General features: G+C 40.6%; 4 protein-coding genes and 2 pseudogenes. 5 read left to right on the top strand and 1 reads right to left on the bottom strand.

Features of this window, described 5'->3' with window-relative positions; all coding sequences use genetic code 11:
* Positions 1–445: IS110 family transposase (locus AB4114_RS35510; RefSeq protein ID WP_441992634.1), on the bottom strand; the 445-nt coding region annotated here is incomplete at its 3' end.
* A 419-nt stretch (positions 446–864) separates the two neighbouring features.
* Between AB4114_RS35510 and AB4114_RS35505 the strand changes: the two genes are divergently transcribed.
* The 5 genes and pseudogenes from AB4114_RS35505 to AB4114_RS35485 all read left to right on the top strand — a co-directional run.
* Positions 865–969, top strand: coding sequence for a YjcZ family sporulation protein (locus tag AB4114_RS35505; protein ID WP_441987817.1), 105 nt, complete (start codon positions 865–867; stop codon positions 967–969).
* A 975-nt stretch (positions 970–1,944) separates the two neighbouring features.
* Positions 1,945–2,205, top strand: a pseudogene (locus AB4114_RS35500) (Tn3 family transposase); the annotation flags it as partial.
* A gap of 1,111 nt (positions 2,206–3,316) precedes the next feature.
* Positions 3,317–3,721 (top strand): hypothetical protein, encoded by a 405-nt coding sequence (locus AB4114_RS35495; RefSeq protein WP_441992633.1) that lies wholly within the window; start codon positions 3,317–3,319, stop codon positions 3,719–3,721.
* 99 nt (positions 3,722–3,820) lie between these two features.
* Positions 3,821–4,102, top strand: a complete 282-nt coding sequence (locus AB4114_RS35490) for a hypothetical protein (protein ID WP_441992632.1) — start codon at positions 3,821–3,823, stop codon at positions 4,100–4,102.
* A 1,019-nt stretch (positions 4,103–5,121) separates the two neighbouring features.
* A pseudogene (locus AB4114_RS35485) lies at positions 5,122–5,459 on the top strand (reverse transcriptase domain-containing protein); the annotation flags it as partial.

Here is a 5,459-nt window from a genome sequence, read left to right as displayed (position 1 = left end):
GTATAGGGCGGGATGCTTCATCCTTTGGAGAGAAGGGCGTGTAGAACCCACGGCTGACCGCATCGGCGATGACCAGAGCATCTTTTGGGTCGTTTTTGGAAGGTGAGTTATCTCTGTTTTCCTTATTGCGTTTTGTTGTGATTGGATTGACAAGAGCCACATCAACGCCCTGATCTACCAACCAGTTGGCAATATTGAACCAGTAGTGACCGGTGCTCTCCATTCCCACAATGATGTCATTCATGCCGTGCATCTTCTGTAATTTCCGAATGCTTTGTTCTAAATGCTCATATCCAGCAAGGTCATTCGAAAATAGAATAGTGCGCTTGGTGAGGACAACACCTCGAAAATTAATGGCTTGTGCTGCGTCGATGCCTATGACCAGAGTAGTAGTGCTGATTCGTTCTACACGTTGATTTTGAGACTTAATTGGATTAGACTTCATGATAACGCCTCCTAAGGTGAGTTCTGAGGACTGCAACCCAGTACATACTCATCGTAGCGAGGCGTTCTTTTGCAAATTCAATCTACTAACACCTACAGGAATGTTAACGGTGAACGTTTGTTGAAAAAAACGGGAGTAGTTTGCCTCGCTGGCAACTGCTCTTTTTCCATTAAAGTAACAGGTAGAAGAGCGTAGATTAATCCCTCTTGTCCTTGTAAAGAAAAGATCACGATAAAATCCAATTACGGGGGAGTGAAGTTGCCTTAATGGAGGACAAAGCAAAAAATTACATTTAGGAGAAACGGCTGTACATTAACTGGGTTGTATTGTGAGTACATAGACTTATGTCCAATCAATCACTATGTAACGAGCATATGATTATACCGTAATGGAATTTAACTTGAGGGGACTGACTAATCATGAGTGGTGCAAGTTGTGCAGGATATGGTGGAGGTAGCAGTGCAGCAGCTGTTTTGGTTCTTTATGTACTTTTGGTTATTATCTTAATGACTTTTGCAATTTAAACCAACATCACAAAAAAACAAAAACGGTCTTATCGCGAAATAGATGCGAATACAGACCGTTTTTTCTCATTATTTAAATGAGGGTGACGTATGGCCAATCAATGACCATGTAACGAGCATATAATTATACCGTAATGAAAATTCACTTGAGGGGACTGAGTAAACATGGGAGCAGTAGGTGGAGTAGGTCATCATCATCACAACAACGCAGCAGCTGTTTTGGTTCTTTTCATTCTTTTGGTTATCATCTTATCAATAACTTGTGTTTGGTAATTTCTTAATCCAACATCACAAAGAATATCGAGGAAAACAAAACGGTCTTATCGCGAGCTAGATGCGAATACAGACCGTTTTTTCTCGTTGTTTAAATGAGGGTGACGAGTGAGTTGGGTGTGCTGGCTGGCAATATCAATATATGGTCAAGTGGATGATTCCGAACTAGGTCTATACCCCMACTTCGAACAAAAATCATGTGCCTTAACGTTAGGATCGATCGAGCGAAGTGCGTTCAATATCTTCTACATCGTCCTGGCGTTAGGTGCGCACCCATCTCCCGAAGCTAAGTCACCGATTGTATTCCGACCAACTCCCGCCTTTTCTGCTAACCATTGCTGTGATAGCGTGTGGCGAATACGTGCGGACTAACGGTGCAAGAGGGAGGAAAGAAGCACACTATCCACCTTCTAAGGCGAACACGTCACAAATGGGGTACTGAGTACGTTTACCGAATACCGCTCGGCTTATCGTTCGATGACTTCCAAAAGAAGAAGCAGCACATCGAGGATGGACTGAATCATAAGCGCGGATTCATTGATTATGCCATTCGTTATGAGGCAAACGGCACCAGTTACCTTAAGGGGCTGCTGTAGGCGGGGTGAACACGTATAGAGTAGTAAGGGATTAAATGTAATAATAGACAACGAAGATTTGAATCCCAAAACACTAAAAGAGTACGCAAGCGACCTGAAACATTTTATCTTCTGGTTTGATTATCTTTCAAGCAAAGCGATGCGGCGAAGAATCCACCGGGGGTTAAACAAGGGGGAAGCCATGAACGCTTTGGCTAGAGCGATCTTTTTCGGCAAACATGGAGAACTGCGGAAACATGCGCTACATGAGCAGGTTCAGAGGGCCAGTGCGTTGAACATCATCATTAATGCGATTGGTGTATGGAATACCGTTTATCTCCAGCAAGCAACAGAACACCTTAAAAATCAAGGTAAGTTTTCTAAGAAAGAACCGCAATAGGTAACCCATTCCGATTCGGTGAACGATAGCGGATTAAAGACAGTCAAAGACTTTAATTACTAAAGTCTTTGACTGTCTTTTTACTTTTTTAATCAAATTTTTGAAAATCAATTTCAGATAGGTAAGAGCAGATTTTTCTGATTTAGGAAGCGTAACTTTTTCCATATGTTGGAGTCTGTCGTTCTGCATTACACTAAATGCTGTAAGGACTAAGATTTGGTCTTTTTCAAAAAAGGAGCGCCTCGGTAAGATGGGCTTGTCGACGGGCTTGTAATCCAATACCGTTAAGGGAAATATTTCCATACAAGCATCTACGAGTGTAGTCACAGTTTTGATGTCACTCGAGCATCGCTTCATTTTCTCCGAAGAGTACTAGCACCAAATCACACTTAATTGAATCAATACTTATTAATACCCACACAACCTAAGCATAATTGCAATATTATACCTTTGTACGTCCGTTGAATTGATCTGCCGCCGACATTGAATTGGCATCGCACATCTCCGCGTCTATAAGGACGGTAAAATCGAGATTATCTATTAACTGAAAAAAGAGAGTACTCTCGTTATAATAAGCGAGWATACTCTCTTTTTTTACATAATACGCAAGGAGCGTTATTTCCCGATGCCGAAAATTTCTGAACAACAAAAGGAAGCGCCGTACAGGTCGAAATCTTAAACGCCGCCAGKGAGGAATGATGCAGCCACTTATTTACCTGTCTTCAAGTCGAGTGCGGGACATGCGGAATTTCTGAATGCGTATKACCGATTAATTGTCGGGTGACAAGAACATTATCTCATTAATTGCCGCGTAAATCGCGGTTTTTTTATTTTATGGGATCAAGTTCTTGTCACAAGGCAATGACAAGAACTTGATCCCATTCCCGATTTTGACAAGAACTTGATCTCATTCCCGACAGAGTCATTCATACGTTTTTTAAAGCTCTTACAAGAAATTTTAGTTCAGACATACATTAGTTCCGATTGGCTGTCATCGCTAAATTAAAGGGCAGTAGAGTTGAATAAGGGCTGCAACATTCGTGAGGATTTCCACGTCTCAATTTCAATTGATGGATTTGTAAAGGAGGGGTACAATTTGGTGAAGAGGATGATTATTTATGTTGTTATATGTAGTTTTGCTTTGTTGATTGGTTGCGGTAAAGAACCCACCAAGCAGATTTCAGAACAGCAGAGTGAGACTAAAACAATTGGAAATCCAACTGCACAAGAAGTTTTAAGAATGGATTTGAAAGCTAATATTTTCATGTATAAAGACACCATTTACAATGCAGGAGTTCCTTGGGTAGACGAGTTAAAATTAACCAAAGACATACAAGTAACTGAAATCAGACACCGAAGTAATAATGATAAAGATTTTAAAAACGGAACAGCAAATAAACTGGAAGTGGGAACAAAGATATTCCGTGTCAAAGAGCGAAATGACATATTGATAGCTGAAACAGAAAAAGGTGACATCAGATTTTATCAATTAGTGGAAGGATAACCAATTGATTAAACAAACGAAGAACGATAGTTCAATCACTTAACGAATAATTTACATATGAAAAATTCGCGAAAATCACATCAAAAGGTTGGTGATTACTTGTCTCTCATTGAATTAACAATTGATGAAATATTTATGATTACAGGTAGAGGCTACGTTCTAACTTGTGTTATTAATAATCCGAATTCAACCATTAAAATCGGTGATACATTAAGAAATAGAGAAAATGTTACTCAAGAAATTCAAATCAAAGGTATAGAAATGATAAATTATGGGAGCAATTTTAAGAACAGACGCCTAGATATAATCGGAATATTAGTTGAAATATCTGATGAAGAGGCTTTAGAAATTAAAGGGAAAACATTGATAGTGCTGAACTAAAGTCTAATTTTTGCGTCAATATAAACACAAATGAAAAAGTAATAATCAAGATGAGGGATGATTCCTTGGACGATTACGTTGGAATAATTATTGCGTTGTTGCTGGGGGTTGGATTTCTGTTTATACGTAAATCTAAACTCTATAAAAGAAATTTGACAGCACGAATGACAGGCTATGCATTTGTTTTAATGAGTATTATCCTTGTTTTTGCTGTCATAATAGCGTATCTCTCTCAAGCATCACACGGATATGGACACTAGATGATATTAAGCTAACGGCGAAGTACGACAAGTTCTGCTATAAGCACCAAACAGTGTGAAAAGCAGGAGATTACAGCAGTAATCTTAACTTTACAACCAAGGATGGGAATGACGGAACCATGTATCCAGGAACCATCCCGCCAATACTCCTGCGCGCGTCACGACTAACAGGTCGTGGGGTGCGAAGTTCAGGTAGATTCGACAGAACGAAGGCCGAAGCCATTCTAGTAGAAAAGGTATGCCGACGGATATGTCGCGTGGCTGAAAAATTGAATACGGTGAGAATGTTCGCGCAGAAGCGAACTGACGAACTTCCGAATGTACAGGTCTACAGTTAGAGCATGCGGAAACGTATGTACCATCAAACGATGGGGTGAGTGGCGTAAAGTAAAACTTTCGCCTCTGAAATACGCTATGCCGAACAATGGTGGCATCAATCTCACAGGCTTAGAGGAAGCACCTAAGTTCAGAAAAGATAGCTAGGCTGTAAGGGACTTGGAAAGCAAGGGACGTTGCAAGAAGGGCTGTTACCCGAAACGGTTGCAATAAGGCATATGCTGAAATGTATTTATCCTTGTGAGGGTAGGGGCACGACTGATGAAACTTCTGTAATTGAAGTGGAGGAACAGCCCCAAGTCTAATTGAAAAAGAACGATCATTTTCCATGCGTGAATTGCACCGATCAGGTAGGAATGTGGGGACATCACTTCGTCAGGAGGGATGCCACAGTGAGCTTTACGAAATTGGGAGTATTACGGCATGACGGAATCTTTTACGGATTTGCACGAAAGATCAGCAAACAATGAAACCTTCTCACATCTATATGAGATCGTCACATCCAGAGAAAATATCTTGCTGGCTTATAGTACGATGAAGTCCAATAAAGGATCAAAGACACCAGGAACAGATGGATTAACCATCAAAGACATCGAACAACGACCCGATTACGAATTAGTAAGTGAAATCCAAAACAAACTGCAAAACTATCGCCCCAAGAATGTCAGACGGAAGCTCATCGAAAAAGATAACGGTAAGATGAGACCGCTTGGCATCCCGTGCATCCTCGACCGTATCATTCAACAGTGCTTCAAGCAAGT

It is taken from the genome of Paenibacillus sp. 2RAB27 (assembly GCF_052115445.1).
GTDB lineage: Bacteria > Bacillota > Bacilli > Paenibacillales > NBRC-103111 > Paenibacillus_E.
Note: the sequence above shows the minus strand (reverse complement) of the source record. Positions and strands in the feature narration are given on the sequence as shown.